19 protein-coding genes are annotated in these 26,311 nt (G+C 66.3%); 14 read left to right on the forward strand and 5 right to left on the reverse strand.

Annotated features, from left to right (window positions below):
• Positions 1-31 precede the first annotated feature (31 nt).
• Positions 32-1,048 carry a dTDP-glucose 4,6-dehydratase gene (gene rfbB, locus AB0C34_RS07690; protein WP_357068663.1) on the reverse strand — a complete coding sequence of 339 codons (1,017 nt, stop codon included), beginning with the start codon at positions 1,046-1,048 and terminating at the stop codon, positions 32-34.
• A gap of 304 nt (positions 1,049-1,352) precedes the next feature.
• Here rfbB and AB0C34_RS07695 point away from each other — a divergent pair, with 304 nt between their 5' ends.
• Entirely contained in the window at positions 1,353-2,063 is a 711-nt protein-coding gene (locus AB0C34_RS07695; protein WP_357068665.1) for a hypothetical protein, read from the forward strand.
• A 364-nt stretch (positions 2,064-2,427) separates the two neighbouring features.
• Here AB0C34_RS07695 and AB0C34_RS07700 read toward each other — a convergent pair whose 3' ends face one another.
• Entirely contained in the window at positions 2,428-3,420 is a 993-nt protein-coding gene (locus AB0C34_RS07700) for an alpha/beta hydrolase (RefSeq protein ID WP_357068666.1), read from the reverse strand.
• Positions 3,421-3,645: 225 nt separating this feature from the next.
• Here AB0C34_RS07700 and rfbA point away from each other — a divergent pair, with 225 nt between their 5' ends.
• Both rfbA and rfbC read left to right on the forward strand, forming a co-directional pair.
• Positions 3,646-4,518, forward strand: coding sequence for a glucose-1-phosphate thymidylyltransferase RfbA (rfbA, locus tag AB0C34_RS07705; RefSeq protein ID WP_357068668.1), 873 nt, complete (start codon positions 3,646-3,648; stop codon positions 4,516-4,518).
• A 2-nt stretch (positions 4,519-4,520) separates the two neighbouring features.
• Complete coding sequence (gene rfbC / locus AB0C34_RS07710) at positions 4,521-5,069, forward strand: dTDP-4-dehydrorhamnose 3,5-epimerase (RefSeq protein ID WP_357070038.1); 549 nt, start codon at positions 4,521-4,523, stop codon at positions 5,067-5,069.
• A 58-nt stretch (positions 5,070-5,127) separates the two neighbouring features.
• Here rfbC and AB0C34_RS07715 read toward each other — a convergent pair whose 3' ends face one another.
• Entirely contained in the window at positions 5,128-6,597 is a 1,470-nt protein-coding gene (locus tag AB0C34_RS07715; protein WP_357068670.1) for an MFS transporter, read from the reverse strand.
• An 85-nt stretch (positions 6,598-6,682) separates the two neighbouring features.
• On the opposite strand from AB0C34_RS07715, the gene AB0C34_RS07720 reads away from it, so the two are divergent.
• The 3 genes from AB0C34_RS07720 (at position 6,683) to AB0C34_RS07730 (ending at position 10,777) form a co-directional block, all read left to right on the forward strand.
• Positions 6,683-7,123 carry a MarR family transcriptional regulator gene (locus tag AB0C34_RS07720; RefSeq protein WP_357068672.1) on the forward strand — a complete coding sequence of 147 codons (441 nt, stop codon included), beginning with the start codon at positions 6,683-6,685 and terminating at the stop codon, positions 7,121-7,123.
• A gap of 735 nt (positions 7,124-7,858) precedes the next feature.
• Complete coding sequence (locus AB0C34_RS07725; RefSeq protein ID WP_357068674.1) at positions 7,859-8,338, forward strand: hypothetical protein; 480 nt, start codon at positions 7,859-7,861, stop codon at positions 8,336-8,338.
• A gap of 252 nt (positions 8,339-8,590) precedes the next feature.
• Entirely contained in the window at positions 8,591-10,777 is a 2,187-nt protein-coding gene (locus AB0C34_RS07730) for a molybdopterin oxidoreductase family protein (RefSeq protein WP_357070040.1), read from the forward strand.
• Between the two features lie 187 nt (positions 10,778-10,964).
• Here AB0C34_RS07730 and AB0C34_RS07735 read toward each other — a convergent pair whose 3' ends face one another.
• Positions 10,965-11,873: a LysR family transcriptional regulator gene (locus tag AB0C34_RS07735; RefSeq protein ID WP_357068676.1), complete on the reverse strand. Its 909-nt coding sequence runs from the start codon at positions 11,871-11,873 to the stop codon at positions 10,965-10,967.
• 232 nt (positions 11,874-12,105) lie between these two features.
• Between AB0C34_RS07735 and AB0C34_RS07740 the strand changes: the two genes are divergently transcribed.
• Positions 12,106-12,885: a sulfite exporter TauE/SafE family protein gene (locus AB0C34_RS07740; RefSeq protein ID WP_357068678.1), complete on the forward strand. Its 780-nt coding sequence runs from the start codon at positions 12,106-12,108 to the stop codon at positions 12,883-12,885.
• Between the two features lie 94 nt (positions 12,886-12,979).
• A complete protein-coding gene (locus AB0C34_RS07745; protein WP_357068680.1) occupies positions 12,980-13,606 on the forward strand; it encodes an isochorismatase family cysteine hydrolase in 627 nt (208 codons plus the stop codon).
• Between the two features lie 126 nt (positions 13,607-13,732).
• Here AB0C34_RS07745 and AB0C34_RS07750 read toward each other — a convergent pair whose 3' ends face one another.
• The gene (locus tag AB0C34_RS07750) at positions 13,733-14,233 is read right to left on the reverse strand and encodes a GtrA family protein (RefSeq protein WP_357068682.1); all 501 of its coding nucleotides are present in this window, start codon (positions 14,231-14,233) and stop codon (positions 13,733-13,735) included.
• 118 nt (positions 14,234-14,351) lie between these two features.
• Here AB0C34_RS07750 and AB0C34_RS07755 point away from each other — a divergent pair, with 118 nt between their 5' ends.
• The 6 genes from AB0C34_RS07755 (at position 14,352) to AB0C34_RS07780 (ending at position 26,285) form a co-directional block, all read left to right on the forward strand.
• Positions 14,352-15,839, forward strand: a complete 1,488-nt coding sequence (locus tag AB0C34_RS07755; protein ID WP_357068684.1) for an FAD-binding oxidoreductase — start codon at positions 14,352-14,354, stop codon at positions 15,837-15,839.
• 16 nt (positions 15,840-15,855) lie between these two features.
• Positions 15,856-16,617, forward strand: a complete 762-nt coding sequence (locus tag AB0C34_RS07760) for a decaprenylphospho-beta-D-erythro-pentofuranosid-2-ulose 2-reductase (RefSeq protein WP_357068686.1) — start codon at positions 15,856-15,858, stop codon at positions 16,615-16,617.
• Between the two features lie 195 nt (positions 16,618-16,812).
• A complete protein-coding gene (locus AB0C34_RS07765) occupies positions 16,813-18,789 on the forward strand; it encodes a galactan 5-O-arabinofuranosyltransferase (protein WP_357070042.1) in 1,977 nt (658 codons plus the stop codon).
• Between the two features lie 147 nt (positions 18,790-18,936).
• Positions 18,937-20,811 carry a glycosyl transferase gene (locus AB0C34_RS07770; protein WP_357068688.1) on the forward strand — a complete coding sequence of 625 codons (1,875 nt, stop codon included), beginning with the start codon at positions 18,937-18,939 and terminating at the stop codon, positions 20,809-20,811.
• Positions 20,812-20,849: 38 nt separating this feature from the next.
• Positions 20,850-24,197 (forward strand): arabinosyltransferase domain-containing protein, encoded by a 3,348-nt coding sequence (locus AB0C34_RS07775; RefSeq protein WP_357068690.1) that lies wholly within the window; start codon positions 20,850-20,852, stop codon positions 24,195-24,197.
• A 279-nt stretch (positions 24,198-24,476) separates the two neighbouring features.
• On the forward strand, positions 24,477-26,285 hold the full coding sequence (locus tag AB0C34_RS07780) for a cutinase family protein (protein ID WP_357070044.1): 1,809 nt from the start codon (positions 24,477-24,479) through the stop codon (positions 26,283-26,285).
• Positions 26,286-26,311: the final 26 nt, after the last annotated feature.

The raw sequence follows: 26,311 nt of genomic DNA on the forward strand, positions 1-26,311 counted from the left end.
CGCAACGGGATTCGCGCAGCGCGTGCTCGGGTCAGTCCCGAACCGCGCTGATCGTCTGCTCGCCCGCCGTGACATACGCACGTTCGGTGCCGGCCTTGTCCGGGCGCCACCAGGATTCGTTGTCCCGGTACCACCGGATCGTCGCAACCAACCCGGCGCGGAAATCCGCATAGCGCGGTTCCCAGCCGAGTTCGGTGCGCAGCAGGGACGCGTCGATCGCGTAGCGCTGATCGTGACCGGGTCGATCGGTGACGTGATCGAAGTCGTCCGGTTCCCGACCGAACGACTGCAGGATCATCTGGACCACGGATTTGTTGTCCAGTTCGCCGTCCGCGCCGATCAGGTAGGTCTGCCCGATCCGGCCGCGCTGCAGGATATCCCACACGGCACGGTTGTGGTCGTCGACGTGGATCCAGTCACGCACCTGGTGTCCCGCGCCGTAGAGCCGGGGACGGACCCCATCGATCAGGTTGGTGATCTGGCGCGGGATGAACTTCTCCACGTGCTGGTAGGGCCCGTAGTTGTTGCTGCAGTTGGAGATCGTGGCACGCACGCCGAACGACCTGGTCCAGGCGCGCACCAGCAGATCGCTCGCGGCCTTGGTGGCCGAGTAGGGACTCGACGGGTTGTACGGGGTGGTCTCCGTGAACGAGGGAGCCTCCGGCGTCAGGTCGCCGTACACCTCGTCGGTGGACACATGGTGGTAGCGCACATCGTGCCGGCGCACCGCCTGCAGCAGCGAATAGGTGCCGACGATATTGGTCTGCAGGAACGGCCACGGCTCGGCGAGCGAGTTGTCGTTGTGCGATTCGGCGGCGAAGTGAACCACCGCGTCGACGCCGCTGACCAGTTCGTCGACCAGGTCGAGGTCGGCAATGTCGCCGTGCACGAAATCGATACGGTCGGTGACCGGATCCAGGGAAGCCTTGTTCCCGGCATAGGTCAACGCGTCGAGGACGGTGACGGTCGTGTCGGGATGGTCGGACACGGTCTGCTGGACGAAGTTCGCGCCGATGAATCCGGCGCCGCCGGTGACGAGCAATCGCACGACCACGACTCTACGTGCCGATCGGTCGTGCCGACGACGAACACTGTCGGCGGTGTCGCGGCATCGAACGCGGTCCCCACACTGTGAACCTTATCTCACACCCTTCGCGAGAATTCGGACAATCGGTTTGCTTACATAGTGAAACACCCCGGTCAGCGCATGCTTTTCCGCACCTCCCCCTGCCACGGGTCGCAATGGTGAACAAAATTTGAATAAACCGTCACAACGGGTTCACCACACGTTTGCTGGTCTAGATTTTGCTCTGCTAGTCCCCCCGAACGCTTCACATCGAGGTTCCAAAAAAATGCTGATGAGGAAATTTGCCGCGACGTCGGCGCTGGTGATTGCCGCCCTAGGCGTCACCGCAGGCACCGTGAACGCCGCACCGGCCCCCGAGGCCGACAACAGTGCGGTGAACTTCACCGCCCAGACCGTCGATTCGAAGTCCATCATCACGACCGATGCCGGTTCCATGGTCGTCGAGGATGACACTTTCAAGATCAAGGCCGCCAACGGCGACGTGCTTGCCGGCGCGCCGCTGACCTTCCGGTTGGACGACTTCGAGTTCCCGATCGCTGCCGAGATCGCGGACCACACCGCCACCCTGACCCCGCAGTTCGACTTGGAGCACGCGTCTTACAAGCCGGTCGCCCTTCCGTACGAGAACCAGGCGCCGTGGAAGACCGAGTACGACCGTGAACAGGCGGCGTGGAACCGCATGAAGGACACCATCTCGACCGGTGCCACCCTCGCCACCCTGATCGGTGGCCTCGGTGGCGCGGCCGTCGGTTGCGTCCTCGGCGGCATCGCCGGTGCGACCGTCGCGGCGGCGACCATCATCGGCCTGTTCGGCGCCTTCCTCCCGAGCGCGGTCATCGGCTGCTTCGGCGGCATCATCGCGGTCGGCGCCCTCGGCACCGTCGCGGGCCAGCTGCTGATCACCGCTCCGGTCGCGATCGGTGCGGCGATCCAGTACTTCACCACGATCAACCAGCCGTTCGTCGCGCCGAAGTAACCACAGCCGCACTCGCACAACAGAAACAAGTCGGGAGACCCCGTCCGCATCACAGCGGGCGGGGTTTCTTCTCCCGCCTCCACGGCCGTTTGCCAGCTGAATAAATACGGAATGCCACGTGGAAATAGCGGACCCTTGTGACCGGTTGCTCGATGACACTGAGAAACGGTCGTAGTCGATGAATCAGCTACCGAATATTCGGATTCGAAATCGTTCGCGGCCGACCCGACTACCCAACACCGCAGTACCGGTATGCGCAATCAGCATCGCTTGGTACCGATATCGCGATCGTTCGGCTCCACGCAGACGCGAGCCCCGTCCCGGCTGCCGCGGGGCGGGGCTCGCCTGGGCAGGCGCAGACATTTCACGCGATCTGCGCCTGCTGGCTCTCTGCTATCCGGGCACGCACGAACCGCGACGCCCGGGCCAGTGCCGCCCTGCTCTCCGGCAGGTTCGGCGCGATACTCATGAAGGCGTGCACCTGACCACGCCACAGTTCCAGCGAATTCGGCACACCCGCCGCGGTGAGCCGCTGCGTCATCAGTTCGCAGTCGAACCGCAGCACCTCATCCTCAGCAGCGATCAGCAGCACTGGTGGAAGCGCGGAAAGTGCCGCGTTCACCGGAGAGAGCCGCGGGTCGAGCATGCCGTCCGTCTCGGCGCCGATGCGCACCACCGCCTTCAACGCCGACAACGGTATGTACGGATCACGCGTGACGTTCAGGTAGTTCCGCTTCGCCGTATAGTCCAGGTCGAGCAGTGGGCTCAGCCCGACCAGCCCGCCGGGAGCGGGCAGGCCGGACTCGAGCGCGCATAGTGCGGTCGCGAAGGCCAGGTATCCGCCGGCGGAGTCACCTGCGAAGACGATCCGCGCCGGGTCCGCACCGTGGCGCAGCAACCAGCGGTAGGCGGTCAGGCAGTCTTGCACCGACTGGGCGATGCTTCTGTCAGGCAGTTGGCGGTACTCGACGTTGACCACTGGAAGCCCGGTGCGACGAGCCAGGCTCGCCGCCACCGGCCGGTGGCTGCGGGTACTGCAGATCGCGAAACCACCGCCGTGCAGATACAGCACAACACCGTGTCGCAATGCGCGGGCTGCACCGGCCGGACGGACGATCTCCAGGTGGAAACCGTTGAGTGACACCTGCTCCCGGTCGATCCCACGAGGCATGGGTCGCAGCCCCGCCAGTCCGTGCACCGCCGCGGCGGCGATCGGAATGGTCGCCCTGGTTACCGGCAACGTCCGCAGCACCGGCCGAACCACCCCCATACAGGCCGCCAGCAGCAGGCGCGATTGCGCACTCGGTCCGGCCGGATTCATCACAATGCCGGGTGCACCGACTTCGGTCGCTGACATCGCGCACCTACCTCACAACTGGTGCGCCGAGTCACGACCGGACCGGGCTGCCGGGCGAGCTGTCGGCGCTGACAACTCGTGGTGTCGTTTCCGAACACCAGGCATGACGTGATCTATGCAACAGAATCACCCTTTCGGTGCCGAAGCTAAACATCCGTAATCAAATCGAGGACTTCTCGGAACCTCACCGAATCCCGGCGCGGGGAGACTGGCACACTTCAAGGCATGCGCGGAATCATCTTGGCTGGCGGCACCGGCACCCGGCTGCACCCGATCACGCGCGGGGTGAGCAAGCAACTGGTCCCGGTCTACGACAAACCCATGGTCTACTACCCCCTCTCCACGCTCATGCTCGCGGGGATCGAGGACATTCTGGTGATCACCACCCCGGAGGACGCCCACGCATTCGTGCGGCTGCTCGGCGACGGGTCCCAGTTCGGTCTGTCCATCAGCTATGTGGTCCAGCCCGAGCCGGATGGCCTTGCCAGGGCCTTCGTCCTCGGCGCCGACCACATCGGCGCCGACTGCGCCGCGCTCGTGCTCGGCGACAACATCTTTCACGGCCCCGGCCTCGGTACCAGCCTCAACCGCTTCGACAAGATCGACGGTGGCGCGGTCTTCGCCTACTGGGTGTCGGACCCAGCGGCATACGGCGTCGTGGAGTTCACCGATGGCAGGGCGGTGTCCATCGAAGAGAAGCCGAAGACACCGCGCTCGAATTACGCCATCCCCGGGCTGTACTTCTACGACAACGATGTGGTGGAGATCGCTCGCTCACTACGTCCCTCGGCACGCGGCGAGTACGAAATCACCGACATCAATCGCACCTACCTGGAGCAGGATCGGTTGCAGGTGGACGTACTCGCCCGCGGTACCGCCTGGCTGGACACCGGAACCTTCGATTCCCTGTTGGACGCGGCCAATTACGTGCGCACCATCGAAGAGCGGCAAGGCCTCAAGATCGGTGTCCCCGAGGAGGCGGCCTGGCGGATGGGCTTCATCGACGATGACCAACTGCGCGCGCTCGCCGAACCGATGGTCCGGTCCGGCTATGGCAGTTACCTGCTCGGATTGCTCGACCGCGGACGGGATTGGTGAGCATGGAGTTCCGCGAACTGGCGGTGCCCGGAGCCTGGGTGATCACCCCGCGCCAACATGGCGACGACCGCGGCATGTTCCTGGAGGGTTTCAAAGCCTCCGAGTTCGAGAAGGCGACCGGCCGACAGTTCGACCTGAAGCAGGTGAACTGCTCGGTGTCGGCGGCGGGAGTGCTGCGCGGCATCCACTACACCGAGGATCCGCCGGGTCAGGCGAAATACGTGAGCTGCGTGCGCGGCGCGTTCCTCGACGTTGTCGTCGACCTGCGCCCTGGCTCACCGACCTACGGCCGCTGGGACAGCGTGCTGCTCGACGACGTCGACCGGCGCTCGGTGTTTCTGTCCGAGGGGCTCGGCCACGCGATCCTCTCGTTGGAGGACCGGTCGACCGTTACCTATCTGTGCTCGCTCGAGTACCAGCCCGAGTTCGACCGCGACATCGACGCCTTCGACCCCACACTGGGGATCGAATGGCCGGAGGTGGGCCGCGATGGCAGCACACTCACCTTCATCCGCTCCGCCAAGGACACGGTCGCCCCGCCGTTCTCCTGATGTGCCGAGCGCCATCACCCGGTCGAAGTGATGGCGCTCGGCTTCGCGACCCGCCGGATCAGCCGACCAGTTCCAACTCCCGCTCCTGCACGTCGACCGCCTGCTCCTGCCTGCGGTACTTCGGCACAAAGGCGAGCAACGCGACGAGCGCGCCGACGATGGCCACGCCTGCGGCGAACGCCAGACCAGGACGGTAGGTTTCGAGCATTCCGGCCGCGGAGATGTCGGCGTGCGCTCCGGAGGCGATGATCGCCGTGGTCACCGCGAGCACGATGGCCGCGCCGACTTGCATGGAGGTTTGCAGCACGCCTGCCGCCAGTCCCTGCTCGTCGTCATCGATGCCGTTGGTGGCCTGGATGTTGATGGCGGGGAAGCCTACCCAGCCGATACCGATGAGCAGTACCGCGGGCAGCAGCATTGTCAGGTAGGACGGCGCGGTATCCAGCCGTAGGAACAGCAGATAGCCGACGGCCATGACGACCATGGTGACCGCGATGATCGGCCCGGTGCCGAACCGGTCCACCATCTTGTCGGAGAAGAACGCCGACCCCACGACCAGCAGTCCGACCGGCAGCAGCGCCATCGCCAGTTTCAACGGCGACCAGCCGAGGGTGTCCTGTAGGTACAGGGTGACGATGAACTGCCAGCTGAAATAGGAGCCCGCCACCGCGACGATGGCGAGGCTGGCGCGCACCAACGAGGTTTTCCGCAGGATGCCCAGGCGCACCAGCGGGTACCGCACGCGCTTCTCCACGGTGACGAACCCGGCGAACAGGGCCACGACCGCGACGAACGAGCCGATGGTGCGCGGCGAGGTCCAGCCCGCTTCCGGTGCGGAGACCACGGTGTAGACCAGCAGCAGCATGGCCGCGGTGGACAGCAGTGCACCGAGGAGGTCGTGTCCGCCTTCTTCGGCGGGCTTGTCCTTCGGCACCAGTACGTAGGCGGCGGCCAGGGCGGCGAGCGCAATCGGCACCGGAAGCAGGAAGGTCCATCGCCAGCCGACACCGGTCATCAAACCGCCGAACAGCAGACCAGAGGAGTAGCCGCCGGCGCCGAACACGGTGTAGATGGACAGCGCCTTGTTCCTGGCGGGCCCTTCGGCGAAGTTGGTCGTGATGATGGACAAGCCGGTCGGCGCGGTGAACGCGGCGGCGAGGCCCTTGACGAAACGGGTGAGAATCAGCAGCGGACCGGAGCTGACCAGGCCACCTGCCAGCGAGGCGATCGCGAACACCGCGAGCGCGATCAGGAAGACCTTGCGACGGCCGAGCAGGTCGGCGGTGCGTCCGCCGAGTAGCAGCAAACCGCCGTAACCGAGGATGTAGCCGCTCACCAACCACTGCAGGGTAGCGGTCGAGAGATCGAGTTCTGTGCCAATGGACGGTAGCGCGACGCCGATCATCGACACGTCGAGACCATCGAGGAACAGCACGATGCACAGGGTGATCAGCATGCCCCAGAGCCGGGTTGACCATGTGGTCGGATCGGGCGCATGAGCGGCCGAGAGCCTTGCTGGTGAAGTCATGGGCGGTACATTACATGCGTGCGCATTAAATGCCAACACATCTAATGCAGTTGCATACAAAGTCGCGGAGCACTATTATGGGGCCATGTCGAAGCCGTCGACCATGGACCCAGCCCGGCGCACCGTCGCGCCGACCGGGCTGGTTGGGGAGTGGCGTGAGCTGCTCGACCGACACGCGACGGTAAGCTGCGCACTCGAGAAAGCGCTCCAGGGACAGCATCGAATCGGACTCAGCGAGTTCGAGACGCTCGACCGGATGATCGACGCCAACTGCGGCGACTACCGCATGAGCGACCTGGCCAATGACATCTACCTGAGCCAGAGCGCGCTGTCGCGGGCCGTTGCCCGCCTGGAGCGCGATGGCCTGGTGCGGCGCAGCATGTGCACCGATGACCGCCGCGCCGTGTTCGTCTGCCTGACCGACAAGGGCCGCGAGGTCTACGAACAGGCTCTGCCGACCCACCGCGCCGTGTTGAGCGACACCTGGGAATCGGCGGGGCCTGTCCACGTGCCAGCCCTAGCCTAGGCACCGTAGCGACGGCTGCCGGAGAAGGTATCGCACTCCGTCATGGCGCGCAGCGGCCGCGCTCCCGGCCCGTTCCAAGCCGTGCGACCATTCTTCCCGACATCCGCGGCGGATCCTCCGGGCACCCGAACCGCATTGTTTTACAGCAAAACTGACCAGCTCATGGCGCGTGGCGCAATCAGCCATCACTCCGGGGCCGAGCTTTGTCCGCGCCGGCCGCCATTTCACGAGTCAACTGCGTCGCCCACGCTTGCGAAGCCGCCAGAACTGCACCGCTCGAACGTCTTCGAAGCGCTGACCGATCGACTCGGCACGTGATCCACCGTGATTCCGCGCCGCGCTTCTCCGCGTTCGGCGCCGCATTTCCCGGGGGCGCGGCTATGCCTTCGAATTCGTCACTCATGCCGAAAGCCGCTCGGTTCGCACCGGCCCCTATCCAGCCGGAAAACGCCCGTGGCCAGGAAGTTATCGCCTTCGCACCACAGCCGACAGCATCCACAGCAGCCTCCCAGCATCGACACAGCGAGCGATGAGGTCGAAGGCCGAAAGTAGCCGCGTGGCAACAACTGCGAGCGGCCTACGGAGCCCGGCGGAACGCGGTCCACCCACGCTCGAAAATGAGACGTAGGCGACACTCCGGAAATAGTTTCGAAGATCGCGTAACGCTGCCGACGTCCTCCGCCGATACGACCCATGAATGCAGGACCAGATCCACCCCGGGGAATGGAGAAGACAGTGCGCACCACGTTTCCGACTTCCGTCTCGGCGGCCGACATGACCGCCGCTGCGCAGGACTACGCCCAGCGCGGATGGACGGTTGCCGAAACGGCCAACGGTCTCAGCCTGATCACCGATGAGGACGTGTCCGGCATCGAGGTCACCGGCGAACTGGCCGGCGAGGTCCGCCGCTTCTTGCGGGCGAACAACCTGTCCGGTCCGGTGATCGAGATCCCGGGCGCCGAGCGTCGTGAGATCCACCTGGTCACCGGTGTACAAAAGGCCGCGATGGCGCTCGCGGCACTGCGCGAGGCGGGCGCCACCGTATACACCGACGGCGCGGGCATCCCGCTGCCGCCCACCCAGCTCTCCGCCGGTTCGGCCTGCTGGGGCGTCTCGCCCGCCGAGGCCCGTTGGGTGCCGCCGGTGGTCGCGATCAGCGCCGCCGTGCGGGCCACGACCACGTCGCACCAGGCGAAACTGACCATCGCCTGCTGAGCCGCGCATGTCCCGACCCGTCGCACCCGCTGAACACAGGCAGGGGCCGCAGGTCGGATAACCGCTCTATTCGGGTCCAGCAATCATCGGGCCGAGCGAAGACGAACCAGCGTCCGACCAGACTGTCGACGACCGGTTTCCATGCCTGCGCCGTCGATCCCACCCCGGTAACGCAGCCGGATGCCTGTCATTCGGCGTCGTCGAATTGATCGTTCCTCTTTCAGTTCCACTATGAGGGGCCCAAGATGGGGTATGGCCCCGATCACGGACTCGCGTACGCTGCTGCGGACCTGCCCGCTCTGCGAGGCGGTCTGTGGACTCGAACTCACCCTGGACCTCGAGGACCACGTGACCTCGGTCCGCGGCGACCGGCAGGATCCCTTCAGTAGCGGGTTTCTCTGCCCGAAGGGAGCCAGCTTCGGCCACCTCGACGAGGACCCGGACCGGATCATCGATCCGCTGATCCGTGACCGTGCCACCGACACCTGGCGCACCGCGTCGTGGACCGAGGCCCTCGACCTCATCGCCGAGCGTTTCCCCGCGATCATGGCCGAACACGGAAATCAGGCTGCCGGCGTATATCTGGGAAATCCGAACGCGCACACCGTGGCAGGCGCCCTGTATGTGCCGATTCTGCTGCGCGCGCTGGGCACCAGAAACATCTACTCGGCGAGCACGGCCGACCAGATGCCCAAGCAGGTTGCCAGCGGGCTGATGTTCGGCGATCCGTGGACCGTGCCGGTGCCCGACCTGGACCGCACCGACTATCTGCTGATGCTCGGCGCGAACCCGCTGGAATCCAATGGCTCGCTGTGCACCGCACCGGACTTTCCCGGTCGGCTGAAGGCACTGCGGCGCAGGGGCGGCCGCTTCGTCGTGGTCGATCCCCGGGTAACGCGCACTGCGAAACTGGCCGACGAGCACCTGTTCATCCGACCGGGCGCCGACGCGTACCTGCTGTTCGGCATCGTGCATACGCTGTTCGCGGAAAACTTGACCGACGTACGGGTCGAGGCCACCGGAGTCGACGAACTGCGCACGACCGCAGCGGCATTCGATCCGGACACGGTGGCGGCCCGCACCGGAGTGCCGGCACCGACCGTCATCCGGCTCGCCCGTGAGCTGGCCGCCGCGCCGACCGCGGCCGTCTACGCCCGGATCGGCACCTGCACGGCTGAATTCGGCACGATCACGCAGTGGCTCGTCGAGGCGATCAACATGCTGACCGGAAATCTCGACACCCCCGGCGGCGCCATGTTCGCCACCGCGGCGGCGGGTGGCATCGCACGCAGCAGGCCGTTTCGCACCGGGCGCTGGACCAGCCGGGTCCGGGAACTGCCGGAGGCCATGGGTGAACTGCCGGTGGCCACGCTGGCCGAGGAGATCACCACTCCAGGCACCGGACAGATCCGCGCGCTGGTGACCGTAGCCGGGAACCCGGTGCTGTCCGCACCGAGCGGGGCGCGTTTGGACACCGCGTTCGCCCAGCTCGACTTCATGGTCAGCGTCGACCGGTATCTGAACGAGACCACGAGGCACGCCGACGTGATTTTGCCGCCGCCGCGTCCGACCCAGTCACCGCACTACGACTTCGCGCTGCTGCGATTCGCGGTCCGTAACTACACACGCTATTCGCGCCCGCTGGTGCCCCTGGGCGACCGGCCATCGGAGTCTGCGATCCTCGCCCGGCTCGCCGCCGCGCTGACCGGCCGCGCGCACGACGGCTCCGACGGCGTAGACCCGCTCACCGCGGCAGACGAACTCGTCATCGCGGGCACCCTGCACAAGGCCGGGTTCGCGAATCGGCGCGCCGAGTTGCACGGCGAGAACAGCACCGAGCAGCGCATCGATCTGATGCTGCGACTCGGGCCGTACGGCGAGTGGAACGGCGGCACGCTGAATCTGCAAGTGTTGCTGGACAATCCACACGGCATCGACCTCGGTCCGTTGCAGCCGCGCCTGCCGGGAGTCCTACGGACGGCGACCGAACAGGTGGACCTGGCACCGGCGCCGCTACTCGCGGACGTCGCGCGGATGCGCGCGAGACTCACCGACGCGGCGCCGGAGATCGTGTTGATCGGGCGGCGCCAGCTGCGGTCCAACAACAGCTGGATGCACAACATCGCATCGCTGGTCGGCGGTTCCAATCGCTGCACACTGCACATCAACCCAGCCGATGTCGCGCGGCTCGGCCTGGGCGACCAGGCAGTGGTGAAGTCCGCCGCGGGAACGCTGACGGTTCCACTGGAGCCGACCGAGACGATCATGCCCGGCGTGGTGAGTCTGCCGCACGGCTGGGGTCACAGCGACAGCGCGCAGACCGTAGCCCGCGCGCACGCCGGGGTGAACGCCAACGTGCTCACCGACGACTCCGTGGTCGACGTGCCCTCGGGCAACGCCGTGTTCAACGGGGTACCGGTCACCCTGATCCCGGTCTGAGGCCGGTCGCTCCCGCTCGAGTGGCTCGACCGACCGGAACAGTTCCAGCCGGGCGGACACACCTGAACCCGAACCAGCTCCGTCCACGGCCGCCCACGGGTACGACAAGTCGTCCTTTACCGCCGAAAGGTGCGCCGATCCTACGGCCATCCGCTTGGATTACCGCAGGTCAGACGAGTGGCTGCGGCTAACGTAGATGATCGAGGATGTAATGCCGCAACGAGGCGGTAGCCCTGCTCTCGGTGCGGGCCGTCGACCAGGTCAACACAATGGGGCGGGATGCGGGCGGGATGCCGATCGGGATTTCGATCGAGTCGGTCGCGTCCGGCGCGGCGGCCAGGATGCACACCCCGAATCCGGCGGCGGCGAGGCCGCGTAGCGTGGCGGCGTCCGTGCTTTCGAAGACGATGTGCGGGGTGAACCCGGCAAGAGCGCAGAGCTGTTCGGTCATGGCCCGCAGGCCGTATCCGCGCGGCAGGGCGAGGAAGTTGTCCGAAGCGACCTCGGCAAGCGCTACCTGACCGCGCGTGGCCAGCGGATGCTCGGGCGGGACGACAAGCACGAGCGGCTCAGTGCCCACCTGCGCGGTGGCGAACTCCGGGGAATTCGGCGCGGGCGAGGTCAGGCACAGATCGATGGTGCCTTCGCGCAGTGCATCGATCAGGAACTCGGATCCTCCTTGATGAAGGGTGATCTTCACGTCGGAGTGGCTGCCGCGGTAAGCGCGCAGAATTTCCGGCACCATGCGAGACCCCAGGTTGTTGAGAAATCCGAGGGCCACCACGCCCCCGTCGGTATCCAGGTTCTCGGCAACATCTGTGCTGGCCCGCTCGAGGCCCTCCGAGCATCGTTGCAGCGCATGCTGGAGAGATCGTCCGTGGCGGGTCAATCGGACAGACCGGCCGACACGGCTGGTCAGCGGCACCCCGAGTTGACGTTCCCATCGAACCAACGCACGGCTGAGGCTGGACTGAGCGACTCCCAGTTCCGCTGCGGCGTGTGTCAAGTTTTCGTGACGGGCTATCGCGAGGAACTGAACCAGCGGTGCGGCGAAAACGTCCGCCAGGTCGGGCTTGGTGCGGCGGAGGCCAGGCATCTGCTCATTATGCGCGCGCGCATCGATAGCTCGCCAAATCGCATTGGACGCATCAGTCAGACGCTGACAAGCTCGCAACCGTGTTCATCACTGCGCGATGCGATCGCGAGCATTCGATATCGACGAACGAACTCGGCATCGACAGACTGCCGCACATCACCGCGGTGGACCCGGTAGCCGTCTTCGGCCCTGTCGGCAGCGGAGTGGCCGGCCCGATGCCGGCTTCGATCCGATGACATGGGGTCATGCGGTGATCATTTTGATCGCCGGGATCTGGGCCGGCGCCATCAACTCGGTGGTCGGTTCCGGCACGTTGGTGACGTTCCCGGTGCTGGTAGCGCTCGGCTATTCGCCGCTGACCGCGACCACTTCGAACGCGATCGGGGTGGCACCGGGCTCGATCAGCGGCGCGATCGGGTACCGCAAGGTGCTGACGGGGTTCTGGCCACAGGTGGCCCGGCTCTCGGTAGCCTCGTTCCTGGGCGCGATCTGCGGCGCGATCCTGCTGCTGTCACTGCCGAAGGACGCGTTCGAGTCGATAGTTCCGGCACTCGTCGGCCTCGCCGTCGTGCTGGTAATCATTCAACCCAAGGTCTCCCGTTGGATCGCGAAACGCCGGGCGGTCGCAGGCGTAGCGGGCGCGGACCCCGATGGGATCCCCGCGCTGCTGCTGTTCTTCACGTTCCTGATCGGTATCTACGGCGGGTATTTCACCGCCGCGCAGGGCGTGTTGCTCATGGCGGTGATGGGTATGACACTGTCCGAGCCGTTGCAGCGGCTCAACGGCGCGCGAAACGTCCTATCCGCCATCGTGAACGTCGTCGCGGGCACGATTTACGCTTTCGTCGCGCCGATCAGCTGGCCTGTTGTCGCCATTCTCGCGATCGGTTCGACCCTCGGCGGGCAGATCGGCGCGAGGATCGGGCTCGAATTGAAGCCCGCCGTGCTGCGCGGCGTGATCGTCGTGGTTGGTGTCGCCGCAATGGTTCACCTGGTCACGGTCCCGAACTGAGGTCCGTACCACACCAGCAAAGTAGGCTCCGCGCGGGAATACACTCGACTATCAGCCGTTGTGACCGCAAGGATCGGAGAGCACGGTGACCCACGTGACATATGACAAGAAGATCACTGGCCTTGTGGTGATCGATCCTTACAACGATTTCATTTCCGAGGGCGGCAAACTGTGGAATCGTTTGAAAGGTGTTGCCGAGGCCAATCAGTGTGTCCCGCATATGATGCGAGTCCTCGAAGCTGCCCGACAGGCAGACATCCGCGTTTTCTATGCGCTGCATCATCGATATCGCCTCGGCGATTACGAGACCTGGAAGTACATCGCGCCGATTCAGAAGGCAGCGTGGTCGAACAAGACTTTCGAATACGGCACGTGGGGTGGCGAGATCCGCCCCGAGTTCCAGCCTCGACCAGGAGATATCGTGGCCCTGGAACATTGGTGTTCCAGCGGTTTCGCCAATACAGATCTGGATTTGCAGCTCAAGAAACACGGCATTCACCAGCTCATCGTCATAGGACTCATTGCCCATACCTGCGTCGAGGCGACCGTTCGCTACGCCGCTGAACTCGGCTACCAGCTCACGATGGTGACGGACGCGACCGCGGATTACTCGGAAACAGAAATGCACGCCGCACTAGAAGTCAATATCCCGAACTACGCCACCGCCATGGTGACCACCACCGAGATCGTCGACTCAATTTCTTCGATGCGAACTGTATAGCCGAGTTTGTTCGGCGAGCGTAGTCATAAGGCGGGCGATACGGCACCGGTCAACCACCATTCGACTACCGTCGACGACTCTCGACGGCAGCATCTGCGGGGTGGTCGGGAAGGGGATGGACAGCAGTTACGGCGAACTGGAGGTAATTGGGCCTCGAGGTATCGCCGGAGCGGCGCCGATCTTGAAGATCACCGCGCGTTGGACGACGAAGTTGATCACCGTCGCGGTGCCCTGGGCGACGACGAAGGCAAAAGGCTGGCGCCACCAGACCTCGTCGAAGGCGTGGTAGAGCGCAGAGTTGATGCCTACCTGCACCGCGAAGGTGAGGGCGTAGAGCGCGACCACCGCGAAGAAACGGATCCGGCTGGGTGGGGCTTGGAAGGTCCACCGGCGGTTGATCAGATAGGCGGTGGTGGTGCCCGCGACGAAGCTGATCGACTTCGCGATGCTGACCGGAAGGCCGACCAGGTTCAACAGCAGACTGTATAGCCCGTAGTCGACAACGGCAGACAACCCACCGGTGACGGTGAACCGGACGATCTGCGTCTTGAGGTCGACATCGGTGCCACCGGGCTCGTCGACCAACGGCAGTTCGGCCGGAAGCGGCAGGTGGGGTTCGGCTTGCACGCCGACGAGCGTAGCGCCGACCGGGGCGGAACGTAGATCCGGTGCTGAACCGACGCATACGTCCCTACCTCCGCGCCTGGCGACGACGACCGGATCCCGCGTTATACCTGTAACCTCTATGCCGATGTCCACGAAAGCTCCGACCGCCACCACGACAACCGGGAACGACAGCGGCGCCGTCGTCACAAAGGACGGCCCCGCCGCGGTGAACGCGTTCGCACTTCCGACGCGCACCCGAACGTTGACCGGGTGGGGTCGCACCGCACCGACCTCCTCCGAAGTGCTCTCGACCAGCGATCCCGAACTGATCGCCAAGGCTGTCGCCATGGTCGCCGAGGACAATGACAGCAAGCCCGCCCACCTACGCCGCGGTGTGATCGCACGCGGCCTCGGGCGCTCCTACGGCGACCACGCGCAGAACGCGGGCGGCTTGGTCGTCGACATGACCGCGCTACACAACATCCATCGGATCGACCGCGACACCAGGATCGTCGATGTCGATGGTGGCGTCAGCCTCGACCAGCTCATGAAGGCCGCGCTACCGTTCGGCCTCTGGGTGCCGGTGCTCCCGGGCACCCGCCAGGTGACCATCGGCGGCGCCATCGCCTCCGATATCCACGGCAAGAACCACCACAGCGAGGGAAGCTTCGGCAACCACGTCCGCTCGATCGATCTGCTCACCGCCGACGGGCAGGTGCAGCACCTCACCCCGAAGCGCAACGCCAAGCTGTTCTGGGCGACCGTCGGCGGCAACGGCCTCACCGGCATCATCCTGCGCGCGACCATCGAGATGGCGCCGACCGAGACGGCCTATTTCCGCAACGACGGCGTGAAGACCGCGACCCTCGATGAGACCATTGCCGCACACAGCGACGGCAGCGAGGCCGACTACACTTACTCGAGTGCGTGGTTCGACGTGATCAGCCCGCTGCCCAAGTTGGGCAGGGCCACCATCACCCGCGGCCGGCTGGCCAAGGTCGACGAACTGCCCAAGCGGCTGCAAAGCAAGCCGCTGAAGTTCGACGCCCCGCAGCTGATGACGGTGCCGGACATCTTCCCGAACTGGACCATGAACAAGCTGACGCTGATGTCCATCGGCGAGGCGTACTACCGGATGGGCGGCAACTACACCGGCAAGGTGCAGAACCTGACGCAGTTCTACCACCCGCTGGACATGATCTCGGAGTGGAACCGCGGCTACGGCTCCAATGGCTTCCTGCAGTACCAGTTCGTGGTGCCGACCGAGGCCGTCGAGGAGTTCAAGCGGATCATCATCGACATCCAGGCGTCGGGGCACTATTCGGCACTGAACGTGTTCAAGCTGTTCGGCCCGGGCAACCACGCTCCACTGAGCTTCCCGATGCCGGGCTGGAACATCTGCGTCGATTTCCCGATCAAGCCAGGCCTGAACCAGCTGGTCGGCGAGTTGGACCGGCGGGTGCTGGAGTTCGGCGGGCGGCTGTACACCGCGAAGGACTCGCGGACCACCGCCGAGACGTTCCATCAGATGTACCCGCGGATCGACGAGTGGATCAAGATCCGCCGCAGTGTCGATCCCACAGGCGTTTTCATGTCCGATATGGCGAGAAGGCTGGAGCTGCAGTGACAGTAGGATCGGCGAAATGATCAATGCCGTTGGCAACCCGCAGTCGATTCTGCTGCTGGGTGGAACTTCGGAAATCGGCTTGGCAATCTGCGCGGAGTACCTGAAGAAGGGACCCGCGCGCGTCATTCTCGCGGCGCTGCCGGGTGATCCGTTGCGTGAGGACGCGGTCGCTCAGATGAAGGCGGCCGGCGCGAGCGAAGTCGAGATCATCGATTTCGACGCACTCGACACCGGCAGCCACCCGAAGGTGATCGACGCGGCCTGGGACACCGGTGACGTGGACGTCGCGATCGTCGCGTTCGCCCTGGACGGCGATCCCGAAGAGCTGTGGCAGAACCAGCGCAAGGCCGTGCAGGTCGCCTCGATCAACTACACCGCGGCGGTTTCCGTCGGCGTGCTGCTCGGCGAGAAGATGAAGGCGCAGGGCTTCGGGCGGATCATCGCCATGTCCTCCGTCGCCGGTGAGCGGGTGCGGCGCTCGAACTTCGTCTACGGCTCGACCAAGGCCGGCTTGGACGGCTTCTACCTGGGGCTCGGCGAGGCGCTGCGCAAGCACGGTCCGCGCGTGCTGGTGATCCGGCCCGGCATGGTCCGGACCCGATTCTCGGCGCACGTCAAAGAGGCTCCGCTGACCGTCGACAAGGAAGACATCGCGGTGCTGGCGGTCTCGGCGTCGCAGAAAGGCAAGGAGCTCGTCTGGGCGCCGGGGCCCTTCCGCTACGTGATGATGATCCTGCGGCACATTCCGCGGCCGGTCTTCCGCAGACTGCCGATCTGATCCAGCGATCGAGCTCGGACCTGGTGCCCGCGTGATCCTCGATCACGCGGGCACCTATCGTTCGAGGGAGTCGACCCCCAGTGAATCCGGAGGCGCCATGCGAGTCATCGAGTGCGGAGCGGTCCGTTGAGCACGGCGACCGCGACGGACGAAGCGCACCCGCGCTCCGTGGATCCGGCGCCTAGGCCGCGACGGTTGGCTCCGCTGGCGCGGCAGATCGCCTCCGGCCTCGGGGAGGCGGCGCTGGCCGCGGTCGTCGCCGCGGTCGTCGCCGCGGTCGGGCTGATCGCGTTCTCGATGGTGCACTGGCCCGCGTTCAACTCCTCCAACGTGACCCGGGCGCTGACCACGGTCGGACAGGTGGTCGCGGCCGCTGTGCTGGCATCGGCGATCGCGCTGCTGCGCAGGCACAAGTGGCCATGGGTCGCGAAACTGTTGTCCTGGGTGGGCATTTCGACATTTGTCACGGTCACGCTCGGCATGCCACTCGCCGCGACCAAGCTGTATCTATTCGGCGTCTCAGTGGACCAGGAGTTTCGCACCGAGTTCCTCACCCGGCTCACCGACTCCGCCGCACTGCGCGATATGACCTACGCGCAACTGCCGCCGTACTACCCCGCGGGCTGGTTCTGGATCGGCGGGCGCGTGGCGAACCTGCTGGGGATCGCCGGCTGGGAGGTGTTCAAGCCGTACGCGATCGGCTTCCTCGCGGTGTCCGCGGTAGTCGCACTTGTGCTGTGGTCGAAGTTGATTCGCGCGGACTGGGCGGTCGGCGTCGCCGCGGCGATCACCGCGGTCGCGGTGGCGTACGCGGCGCCGGAAGCCTATGGCGCCGTCATCGTGATCGTGCTCCCGCCAGCGCTCGTCCTCGCCTGGGGTGCGCTGCACCGACCACTGGAACACGGGCGGGCGGGCACGACGGTCTCGACGGAAGGTGCTACCGGACGCCACACGGCTGGCGGCTGGGGCGCGGTTGTCGGTTCCGGATTGTTCCTCGGCGTGGCGGCCACGTTCTACACCCTCTACTTCGGCGTCGCCGCGTTCGCGATCGGGTTGATGGGCTTGACCGCGGCCGTTCTCGCCGTGCGAGAGCAGCGCACAGCCCGTAACCACGACGCGGCGGGTTCCGTTCGCCCGGTCTGGCGCGCCGCCGTGGCGCCGCTGCTGCGGTTGGTGGCGATCGGGGCGATTGCCGGGCTGGTCGCGTTGATCGTGTGGACGCCGTATCTGCTGAAGGCACTGCGCGGCACGACCGCGAGTACCGGTACCGCGCTGCACTACCTGCCCGAGTCGGGTGCGCGACTGCCGCTGCCGATGTTCGAGTTCTCCCTGGTCGGCGCCCTGTGCATGGTCGGAACCGTGTGGCTGGTCGTGCGCGCCGCCTCGTCGAGGCGGGCACAGGCACTCGCGATCGGTGTGCTGGCGATCTACCTGTGGACACTGCTGTCGATGGCGGCGACCGCGGCGGGCACCACACTCTTGTCGTTCCGGCTGGAGCCGATCCTGCTCGTCTTGCTCGCCACCGCGGGCGCGTTCGGGTTCGTGGAGGGCGCGCGGGGGATCTACCGGGCGTTGAACGAACCGAACCGGTTCCGGTTCGCGGTCGTCGTTGTCGCGATGGTCGGGGCGCTGGCGTTCACCCAGAACATTCCGCACATCCTCGGGGCCGAGATCACCACCGCCTACACCGATACCGACGGCGATGGGCAGCGCGCCGACCAGCGACCGGCCTCCGCGGTGTCGTACTACCGCCAAGTGGACGCGGCGCTCACCGCGCAGACCGGGCGGCCGCGCTCGGACACCGTGGTCCTGACCGCCGACACCAGTTTCCTTTCCTTCTATCCCTACTTCGGCTTCCAAGCGCTCACCTCGCACTACGCCAACCCGCTTGCCGACTTCGCGGGCCGGGCGGCGGCCATCGAGCGCTGGAGCAAGGTGAAGACTCCGGACGCACTGCTGGACGCACTGGCCGCGAGCCCATGGCGCGCACCGGATGCGTTCCTGTTCCGGCACAGTGGCGACGCCTACACACTGCGACTGGCCAAGGACGTCTACCCGAACGACCCGAACGTGGCGCGATACTCGGTGACCTTTCCCAAGAAGTTGTTCGCCGACCCCCGGTTCACCACCACCGATATCGGCCCGTTCACCCTCGTCACCGTTCGCCGTTGAACGGACGCTGACGTCCGAGCGCCCCTCTGCGCGGTGGGGAGGGTTGAACCCGTCGACAGTGGATAACCCCTCCGATTGTCAGTCCACGCACAGTGTGGTCGGTTACGGAGGGCGGCTGGTTCAGCGCTGTCGAGGAGTGATGCGCAGGTGGAACGGGCACAAGAGGTCGCACCCGCCGAGCTTGCGGGGACGACTGGGGTAGGCGTCGCGACAAGCGAACCGACACCGACCGAAGTGCTCCGCAACCCACCCCGCCCGCGCACACGTCGGTTCCCGCGAATCCGCGTCCACCGCACCGACCTGCTCGTCGCGACCGGCTACCTGGCGCTGGCAGCCACGGTGCTGTCGGGGCAGTGGCGTGACACCGACAGCGGCTACCTGATCAAGAGCGGTCAGGACCAGACGATGTGGGAATGGTTCTTCGCGGTGACCGCGCACTCGGTGGCCGCCCTGCACAGCCCGCTCGGCACCGACCTGCAGAACTTCCCCGCCGGGGTGAACATGATGGCCAATACGGCCATGTTCGGCGTCGGCGTGCCGCTGACCCCGGTCACCCTGCTGTTCGGGCCCACCGTCACCTTCGTGCTCGTGCTCACCCTCGGGCTGGCCGGGACGGCGTTCGCCTGGCATCGGCTGTTGCACCGCGAACTCGTCGCCTCGAGGTCTGCGGCCTTCCTCGGCGGGCTGTTCTGCGGTTTCGCGCCCGCGATGATCTCGCACGCCAGTGCGCACCCGAATTTCGTTGTGCTGATGCTGCTTCCGATCATCGCCGGACAGCTGATCCGGATGACGCGGCGGGCGAGCGCGGCCGGACCGGACCGGCCGCGCCGGCGGGTCCGCGATGCGGTGGCGCTGGGACTGCTCGTCGCGCTGCAGATTGCGCTGGGGGAGGAACCGCTGCTCATCTTCGCGCTGGCCTTCGCTCTGTTCGCCGTCGTCTATCACCTGCACGCGCCGCGCGTCATCGGTCGCATTCTGCACGGCATCACCCCCACTCTGGCCCTGGCCGCGGTGATCACGCTGGTACTCACCGAGATCCCGCTGTGGTGGCAGTTCTTCGGGCCGCAGAGTTATCGCTCGATCGACCACGGCCCGATGGGCAACGACCTGCGGGCCCTGGTGCAGTTCCCGTCCGAATCGCTGGGCGGCGTCTTCTCACCCGGCCAGAACGTGGCGATCAACCCGACCGAGCAGAACGCGTACTTCGGATGGCCGCTGCTGCTGCTGGTCGCGAGCACGGTGGCACTGCTGTGGCGCGACCGGGTGGTGCGGGCCGCGGCCGTGGTGATCACCGTTTTCGGCGTGCTCTCGCTCGGCTCGGTCGCCATGATCGGCAAGAAATCCACCGGCATCGAACTGCCGTGGCAGTGGGCCGAACATGTGCCACTGCTCAGCACGGTGCTGGAGTCCAGGCTGTCGATGGCCGCGATCCCGGCCATCGCGGCGGTGCTCGCGCTGGCCACCGACCGGGCGGTGGCGACCTGGAAGCAGTCGGTGGTGGACTGGAAGCCGCTGGCCTGGTTCGCGGCCCTCGTCGGCGCACTGCTGCCGTTGACCCCGACCATCCTTCCGGTGACCCAACGGGCCCCGACGCCGGACTTCTTCGCGGACGGGGCGATCCAGCGGTACGTCACAGGCGGTTCGGTGGTCATGGTGCCGCCGCCGCGTCCGCCCGACGCGCGGGCGCTGCGCTGGCAAGCCGACGCCGACTTCGATTTCCCACTCGCCGGCGGCTATTTCGTCGGGCCGACCGGCACCACCAAGAAAGGGATCTACGGCCCGGAGGCCCGGGCGACGACCACCCTGCTGGTGCGGGCGCAGGACACCGGGGTGGTGCCGCCGATCGACGCCGAGACCCGCGTTAGCGCGATGTCGGATCTGTGGTTCTGGCAGGCGGACGTGCTGGTGCTGCCCACGACCAAGAACCGTGACGTGCTGCGCGAGACCGTCACGCAACTGCTCGGATTCGCGCCGACCCAGGTGGACGATGTCTGGTTGTGGGACGTCCGCGCACTGCGGTAGTCGCCGATCACAGCACGCGGTCTATACCATCAACCCCCGTGCGACCGGACCGATCTTCTCGAGCGTTCACCCGTATCCGCCTGATCGCCCTCGTTTCCGGATTTCTCGGATTCGTGCTGGCGCTGTCGACCCCGCTGCTGCCCGTGCGTCAGGACCGGGCCACGCTGGACTGGCCCCAGCCAGGCGCCGCGAGCGTCGCGGCGCCCCTGGTGTCCTACGAGCCCCTGCGGTTGACCGCGACGCTGCCTTGCTCGTTGCTGCGGGAGGTGGGGGCGGCGGGCACTGTGCTGTCCACGGTGCCCGCGTCGTCCGGTCAGGCGGCCACCAAGGGGTTGGTCGTCTCGGTCGCAGACGGGGCGGTGTCAGCAGTGCTGCGCGATATCCCGCTGCTGTCGGCCCCGCTCGCCGAAGTCGGGTCCTGCGCGACACTCACCGTCGAATCGAGCGCGGCCGCTACGACCGTGCAGATCACCGGGGTGTCTCGACAGGACGGCACACCGTTCCGGTCGACGGTCACCCGAGACATCCGGCCGCAGGTGGTCGGGGTGTTCACCGATTTGGACGCCGGCCGCCTCGGCGGCGCGGAACTGCACGCGGACATCGACTCGCGTTTTTCCTCGACTCCGACCGCGATGAAGCTGGCCGCGATGATCGCCGCGGCCGTGTTCACCCTGATCGCACTGATCGCACTGCACCTGCTCGACACCAGCGACGGTCGCACGCCGCGCCGATTCCTGCCCGCGCACTGGTGGCGGGTCACGGTCGCGGACATTGTCGTGGTCGGCCTACTGGCGCTGTGGCACTTCATCGGAGCCAACACCTCAGACGACGGATACATCCTCAATATGGCCCGCGTCTCCGGGCACGCGGGCTATATGGCGAACTACTACCGGTGGTTCGCGGTACCCGAGGCGCCGTTCGGCTGGTCCTACGAGGTGCTCGCCTGGCTGACCCGCGTCTCCGATGCCAGCCCGTGGATGCGGCTGCCGACCCTGATCGCGGGCGTCGTGTGCTGGCTGGTGATCAGCAGGGAGGTGCTGCCCAGGCTCGGTGCCCGGGTGCGGCGGAACAAGGTGGCACTGTGGACCGCGGGCCTGGTGTTCCTGGCGTTTTGGCTGCCCTATGACAACGGTCTGCGACCCGAGCCGCTGATCGCGGCGGGCGCGCTGCTCACCTGGTGCTCGATCGAACGCGCCATCGCGACCGGGCGGCTGCTGCCCGCCGCGGTCGCGGTGCTGATCGCCGCCTTCTCACTCGCGGCGGGGCCGACCGGTCTGATCTGCATCGCAGCCCTGATCGCGGGCTCACGGCCGGTACTGCTGATCATCATCAAGCGGGCCCGTGGCACCGTCCCGACGCGGACCGGCCCGGACGCCGACGCGGCAGCCTCCGGTTCCAGCACTGCTGACGCCGCGGTGAACGCCGCGGCGGGCACGCGCCGCCCGACCGTCGCGAACACGGTCTTCCGTTTCGCCGCACTGCTCGCGCCGGGATTCGCCGCGGGCACGCTGGTCCTCGTGGTGATCTTCGCCGACCAGACGCTGTCGACGGTGCTGGAAGCGACACGGGTGCGCACCATCGTCGGCCCGAACGTGGCCTGGTTCGACGAGCGCACTCGGTGGGACTCGCTGCTGATGCTCTCCCCCGACGGCTCGCTGGCGCGACGGTTCGGCGTCTTGGTCATGCTGCTGTGCCTGCTGGTCTGTGTACTACAGGTATTGCGCAAGGGACGCATTCCCGGCACCTCGCGCGGGCCGTCGGTGCGCATTCTCGGCATCGTGTTCGCATCGCTGTTGCTGATGATGTTCACACCCACCAAGTGGACCCACCATTTCGGCGTCTATGCCGGGCTGGCCGGGTCGCTCGCCGCCCTCGCGGCGGTCGCGGTGGGCACCAACGGCATTCGCTCGCCGCGCAACCGCTCGTTGTTCGCGGCCGCGGTGCTGTTCCTGCTCGCGGTAACGTTCACCGGATCCAACGGTTGGTGGTACGTGTCCAGTTACGGTGTGCCGTGGTGGGACAAAGCTCCGCTGATCGCGGGCAAGGGGCTGTCCACGCTGTTCCTAGGGCTCAGCGGCGTAGCATTGCTGGTGGCGATCTGGCAGCACTACCGCGAACCGTATCGGCGCGAGAATGTCTCGGCTGCAACACGTTTCGACCGGTGGGCCTCCACGCCGCTGACCATCGCCGCCGCGCTACTCGTGCTGTTCGAGGTCGCCTCGCTGGCCAAGGCCGCGATCACGCAGTATCCCGCGTATTCGATCACCAAATCGAATCTACAATCGCTGCACGGTGATTCGTGTGGTCTGGCGACGGAGGTGCTGGTGGAAACCGACACCGCGGACTCGCTGCTGCTGCCCTACACCGGTTCCCCCGCGGACGGATTGGCCGCGAAGAATAAGGGATTCACGCCGAACGGGGTCGCCCGCGACCTCACCGCCGACGCCGAAGAGACGGTCGGCGGCGGTGCGAACTCGGTGGAATCCGACTCCGAGAACAAGACGACCAAGACCACCGGCGCCGGCACCGGCGGCGGCACCACCGAACAGCAGGGCATCAATGGCAGCACCGTCGCGCTGCCGTTCGGGCTCGACCCAGCCAAGACACCGGTGCTCGGCAGCTACCAGGACGGTGAGCAGCAGCAGACCCAGTTGACCACGCAGTGGTACCGGCTCGACCTGACCGACAGCGTGCGTCATGATCCCGCCTACCGGGTACTGGCGATCACCGCGGCGGGCCGCATCCGCTCGGTCGACGCCGACGGCGTGCTCACCTACGGCCAGGAACTGCATCTCGAATACGGCGTCCGCGGCGCGGACGGCGAGGTCCGCACGCTCGGCTCGATCGACCCGCTGGACATCGGCCCCGCGCCGTCCTGGCGAAACCTGCGGGTGCCGCTGGACCGGCTGCCCGCCGAGGTGAACGCGGTGCGCTTGGTCGCGGTGGACAACGACATCACGCCGAAGCAATGGCTGGCGATCACCCCGCCCCGGCTGCCCAAGCTGGCCACGCTGAATTCGGTGGTCGGCGCACACGACCCGGCGCTGCTGGACTGGCACGTCGGACTGGCCTTCCCGTGTCAGCGCACGTTCGACCATCGTGACGGCGTGGCCGAGGTCCCGCGCTGGCGCATCCTGCCCGACCGAGTCGGCTCCGACGCCTCCAACGCCTGGCAGGACGATATCGGCGGCGGCCCGCTCGGCTGGACGGGTCTGCTGCTGAAGTCGCAGACCGTGCCCAGCTATCTCGACCACGACTGGTCACGGGACTGGGGCTCGCTGGAGAAGTACACGCCCTATGATCCGAACGCCAAGCCGGCCGCCATCGATGTCACCGTCGAAACCCGTAGCGGAATGGCCGGTGACAACCCGATCCGAGTCCGCTGACGAGAGGCGGGGTGCCAACAATATGCGCCCCGCCTCCGCTTGCCAATGCGTCTGCTTCGTGATGCGTCACCGATGTGCGCAGCTCAGCGGAAACCTCACCAGCTATTGCTCCGCGAACCGACAGCATCGGCATGTCCGGGGCCGTCACCTAACCCGACGGTGATATCGACGACAAACCGTATCCAGTAACGCCGACCTCGCAAACCACGACTTCCTTGGTGACGCTGGCCCTCGGGGGGGCCTGTCCGTCCAGTTGTCACTATGGAATGGGATCAGGGAATGGGTTTACGCGAGTTCTTCGCGCGGCATCGCATGGCTTCGGCCGTTGTCGCGCCGGCAGTGCTGGGGGTGACGGCGATCGTCGCCGCCTCATGGGCATTGACATCTCCACCGCAGACCAGGGATACGCAACTCACGTCGTCCGTCACGGAGTGCCACGACATGGTGACCATCTCGGTCGCCGGCCGCGGCGACACTCCGGTCGCCGGGACCACCAAGATGCTCGTCGGGGCGAACGGTGAAGAATTGCCCGCCGCGCTGTCCGGCGACCACAACAGCAATTGGGTCGATCCGGTCGTCAACGCACCGGCCGATGCGGTCGATCCCGGGTCGTACGCGGCGGTCTACATCGCCTACCCCGCGAATATGGCCAGCTATGAAGACGCCGTCACCACCGGTGTCGCGAATACCGAACAGGTGATGCGGCAGATCAGCGCGGCGTGCCCCGATACCAAGTTCTCGATCGTCGGATACAGCGAGGGCGCCGATGTCGTCCGCCGGGTCGCGATGAACATCGGTCATCAGGAGGCCGACCGGGATGGCGGCTACGGGATCGTCGATCCGACCGATGTCGTCGGTGTCGTCATCCTCGCCGACGCCGGCCGGTCAGCGGGGGAGGGGCCGTTCCCCGGCGCGAAGGACCCGTTCGGCAATCCTGACGGCTTCGATCAGCAATATCAGAACGGCACGAACCCGGCGCCGGGTAAAGGGGCGCTACCGGGCACCAGCGGGGATTTCGGTGCGCTGAACGGCAAGATCGCATCGTTCTGCTCCGACGGCGATCTCACCTGCGCGGCGCCGGAGAACATCTCGCTGTTGCAATTGGCGGTCAATGTCGGTCGGCAGTTGAACGTCGACGCGCTGGAACGAGACGGCCTCACGCCGGCGACCGGACAGGACGTCGCGGTCGTCCTCAGCGATATCGCACTCGCGGCGTTCGCCGACATACAGTCGCAGCCGAACTGGATGCGGAGCGACGAGACCTTCCTCCAGGTGCTGCTGCGGGTGTCGGATCCGGCATACAAACCAGGCCAGACGCCGAAGTCCCCGGCGAACGCGGCATCGATCTCGACCAACGACATGTCGCCGTTGGCTTACCTGCCGCAGAAGGTGCTGAACGAGATCATCGGTCTGATCGTGACAAACCAGAACACGGTCCCCGTGATCATGAGCGATCCCTACCAGCTCACGCTGGGACCGAACGGAACAGGTCATCACTTCGACTACTGGCGCGACGCGGACGCTGCCGACGGCAAACCATTGACTTCCGCCGAGTACGCGGCCGCCTGGCTCACCCACCTGGCGAAGCAGGCGCAAGCGGGGACGCCGGTCGACCCGAGTGCCAAGCCGCAAGCGGCGGATCTCGCCGATGCGTACAAGGTGGTGGCCGCCACGTCTGCGGCACCGACGAGCCAACCGACCAAGGCGGCGGGCGCGTCACCGACGACCACCCGTGCTGCCGCCGCGAAGACCGGTGTCAGCAGCGAATCAACGACCCCGGCGCCTACCTCCGCGACGCCGACAACCACAACGCCGGCGACCGCAACGCCGACGACTTCGTTGCCGACGACCGCGGCATCGACGACATCGGCCCCGGTTTCCGAGAACCTCGTGACGGTCACACCACCAGTGGCAACTACACCGGCTCCCTCGCCGGTCGCGACACCCGCTGAGACCACCCGGCCGACCACCACGACAACGGAATCCACGACGCCGACCACCAGCGCACGGTGTGGACGTCACAACGACCGCCACGGCGAACCGTCGACCTGTGCGAGTAGCCGCGACGCTCAATTGCCGGCGGCGTGAGTTGATGCCGACATCTCCCGAAACTC

This window comes from Nocardia sp. NPDC049220, from assembly GCF_040647855.1.
Lineage (GTDB): Bacteria > Actinomycetota > Actinomycetes > Mycobacteriales > Mycobacteriaceae > Nocardia.